Source organism: Acinetobacter sp. 18QD2AZ41W, assembly GCF_009829025.1.
Lineage (GTDB): Bacteria > Pseudomonadota > Gammaproteobacteria > Pseudomonadales > Moraxellaceae > Acinetobacter > Acinetobacter pseudolwoffii.
In genome coordinates this window covers 1-2988 of sequence record NZ_WURP01000040.1, presented here as the reverse complement: position 1 = coordinate 2988, position 2988 = coordinate 1, and the positions used below count along the sequence as shown (strand labels likewise).

General features: G+C 36.6%; 2 protein-coding genes. Both read right to left on the bottom strand.

Annotation, left to right across the window (positions count from 1 at the left end; translation table 11 throughout):
- Positions 1-128 precede the first annotated feature (128 nt).
- Positions 129-1013 (bottom strand): Mph(E) family macrolide 2'-phosphotransferase, encoded by an 885-nt coding sequence (locus GVV58_RS15040; protein WP_000155092.1) that lies wholly within the window; start codon positions 1011-1013, stop codon positions 129-131.
- Between the two features lie 55 nt (positions 1014-1068).
- On the bottom strand, positions 1069-2544 hold the full coding sequence (gene msr(E), locus GVV58_RS15035; RefSeq protein WP_000052512.1) for an ABC-F type ribosomal protection protein Msr(E): 1476 nt from the start codon (positions 2542-2544) through the stop codon (positions 1069-1071).
- Positions 2545-2988 lie beyond the last annotated feature (444 nt).

Sequence of the window (2988 nt, the reverse complement as noted above, 5' to 3'; positions counted from 1 at the left end):
GAAATTTTATGTTAAATGATTGTTAGAAATGCCCCTTGATCGAGGCATTTTCTATAAAGAATACTAAAAACTAATTAAAGCCAACCAAGTTTCAAAACAAGGCAGTTCTCAGCAATCATATTTTTAAATTATATAACTCCCAACTGAGCTTTTGCTCCAACGATAAGGCTTTCATTTTGAGTTTCTAAGGCAAATAAACCATACATCAAAGGAGAGGCCGCTGCTCTTTCTAAAGTCTGTTCATATAGTTTATTCCAAACTTTACCCCCTAGTTTTTCATACTCGATGATTAGAGTTTTGAGGCTTTCTTCTCCAAACAAAGTTACATGCCCAGCAAAATCAATCGCTGGGTCATCTATATGGGCTGTTGACCAATCAATAACGCCTGAAACAGCTCCATCCTTTGAAGCTAGTACATGCCCAGCATATAAATCGCCATGTATAAATTGGGTGAAATCTGCCCATAGAACATCATTATCCAACCATTTTCTGTAGCGGGTTTCCAATTGCTCACTTATACCAATTTCAGATTTTACTAACTGCAAATTGTTTGCTATTTCAGGTCTTAAATCTGAAGGTTTCATAATTTTCAAATCATTTTCCCGAACTTCTTTTTCAGGAATACTATGGATTTCAAATAAGGTTTTTGCCAAAGATGTTATGTATTTCGGGCTATCTTTGTCCATATTCCAAATTATTTCATAGGTTTCAGCATCCAAATTTAAAACAGGATTATCTTTAAGTATGGGATAAGCCACTAATTCTGTAGATGAAATTCTCCAATCAGGAACCTCTACAGAAAGATGTTTTTTTACCAATTCTAAAATGCGTTTTTCTTTCTTGATTTGTTCCCTCATGCCATCACGACGAGGAATACGCAGCAACCATTGTTGCCCCTTTGTATCAAGAGCAAAAACGACCTTAAAATCAATGCCCATTTCATTGAAATTCATTTTGTCCGTAAGCAACAAGCCGTGTGCTTCAGCAAGTGATTGAATATCTTGAATTGTCATTTTTAATTTCCTTTAAAGAGTTCAATAATTAATGTTCGGATTAGATTGGCTATCATTAACAATCTCTCTCAAAAGTCTTGATGATTTTGTGGTCTTTGATCTCGTAGATAATGTCAGCAATATTATCGACCAATTGCTTGTCATGAGATACGAAGATAATAGTTCCTGCATAGGACTTCATCATTGTTTCTAATGCGGCAATACTTTTTAGGTCAAGATAGTTTCCTGGTTCATCCATAAGCAAAATATTATATTTTCCTAAAAGCATTTTGGATAAAAGCAGTTTGATGATTTCACCTCCCGATAAGTCGGATAAGTTTTTTTGAATATCATTCGCTCCGATCCCCATTGAAGCCAATACTGCACGAATTTCCGCAACTGTGTACTCGCACTCTTCCTGCATAAAGGAGAGCACAGATTTATGCGTGTTAAATTTATATCCTGTTTGTGTAAAGTAGCCAATTTCAGCTTTTGGAGATATGGTTAATCCATCAGCACGTTCTGATATCATTTTTAACAAGGACGTTTTCCCTGTTCCATTCGATCCAGTTATAGCGACTTTAGCGCCAAGCGGTATTATAAAGTTAGCGTCATCAAAGATAGTACGGCTACCAAATTTTAAGCTCAGACCATCTGCCGTAATCGGGAACTTATTGTGCAGTTCTAGGGCTGAACTTTGACGAAAACGAATAGAACGCAAATGCTCTGGTGCTTGAATATCTTCTAATGCAGCCAAACGCTTTTCCATACTCTTAGCTGCCTGATACAGTTTTCTTTGCTTGGTGCCAGTCATTTTTGCATGCCCAAGTCGTCCAGCACTTTCGGTAGAGTTTTTGGATTTTTCTCCTTTTTTCTTATTGTCTAATCGATTAGCTTGCTGGCGTTTTTCTTGCACAGCAGATTCTAATCGCTCCCGTTCCTTCATCATCAGCTCATATTCTACGGCTTGGTGTTGTCGCTCTTCTTCTTTTTGACGCAAGTAATCCGAGTAACCACCCCAATATTCCGTAATTTTACCGTCTTTTAACTCCCATATCTTGTCTACAACCATATCAAGAAAATATCGGTCATGACTGATAACAAGTAATGCTCCATCAAATGCTTTAAGTTGACCAATAAGTAGATCTATTCCATTGAGATCAAGGTGGCTGGTTGGTTCATCCGCTAGAATGCCATGTACTTGTTGGGAAAATGCGGCAGCAATTTTTGCACGAGTTTCCTCTCCGCCACTCATTGTGTCGTTTTGTACATTGGAAACACCAAGGCGAGATAACATTGCCCGGTCTTCGACCGTTTCTATTTCGATTCCGCCCAGTTGGCTGATATGTGCAAAATCACCAAAACGCTGTAATGTCGCTTCGGCTAAAACAATTTCGCCATTAAGTACTTTGAGTAAACTACTCTTTCCTGCTCCGTTATCACCCACAAGACCAATACGGTCATAAGAGTGAATTTCCAATTCATCAATATCCAAAACATCACGCCCAGCATAATCCAAGCGTATGTTTCTCGCTTTAATAATTAAACTCATTTTTATTTACTCCTGTTTAGCTCTTGAAATTTTTTATGCAGCAAACAGGATTTAGGTGAAAACAAAAGCTAGCATCACAGTGTCCTCCCAAAAAAAAAGCTATTCATCCACAGGGTGGACAAATAGCTAGTCAATTAAGTTATAACTGGAAACTATGCACTAAAAGCATACTTATAAATTAAGCATACTTTTACTTTATATATCCGCATATATTCTTAAAGACACAACAAAAGCCCACCATTATAAAATAGTGTCACTATGCAAATAGTTGTGTCTTAACGAATGCGGATAGAATGCATAAACTTACCTAAAAAATAAAATTCAGTTTTATGATAACTTTACTGTTAAAAGAAGTCTAGACAACCTTGTTTTATGCTTGGATATAAGGCTTATTTTAAAATAATAGTAGTGAAGATTTTCTAAAATTAACATAATACACCTTAT

What these genes read in the sequence shown, in the direction of transcription:
- GVV58_RS15040 (WP_000155092.1), bottom strand. Translation starts at nt 1,013, where the DNA reads ATGACAATTCAAGATATTCAATCACTTGCTGAAGCACACGGCTTGTTG.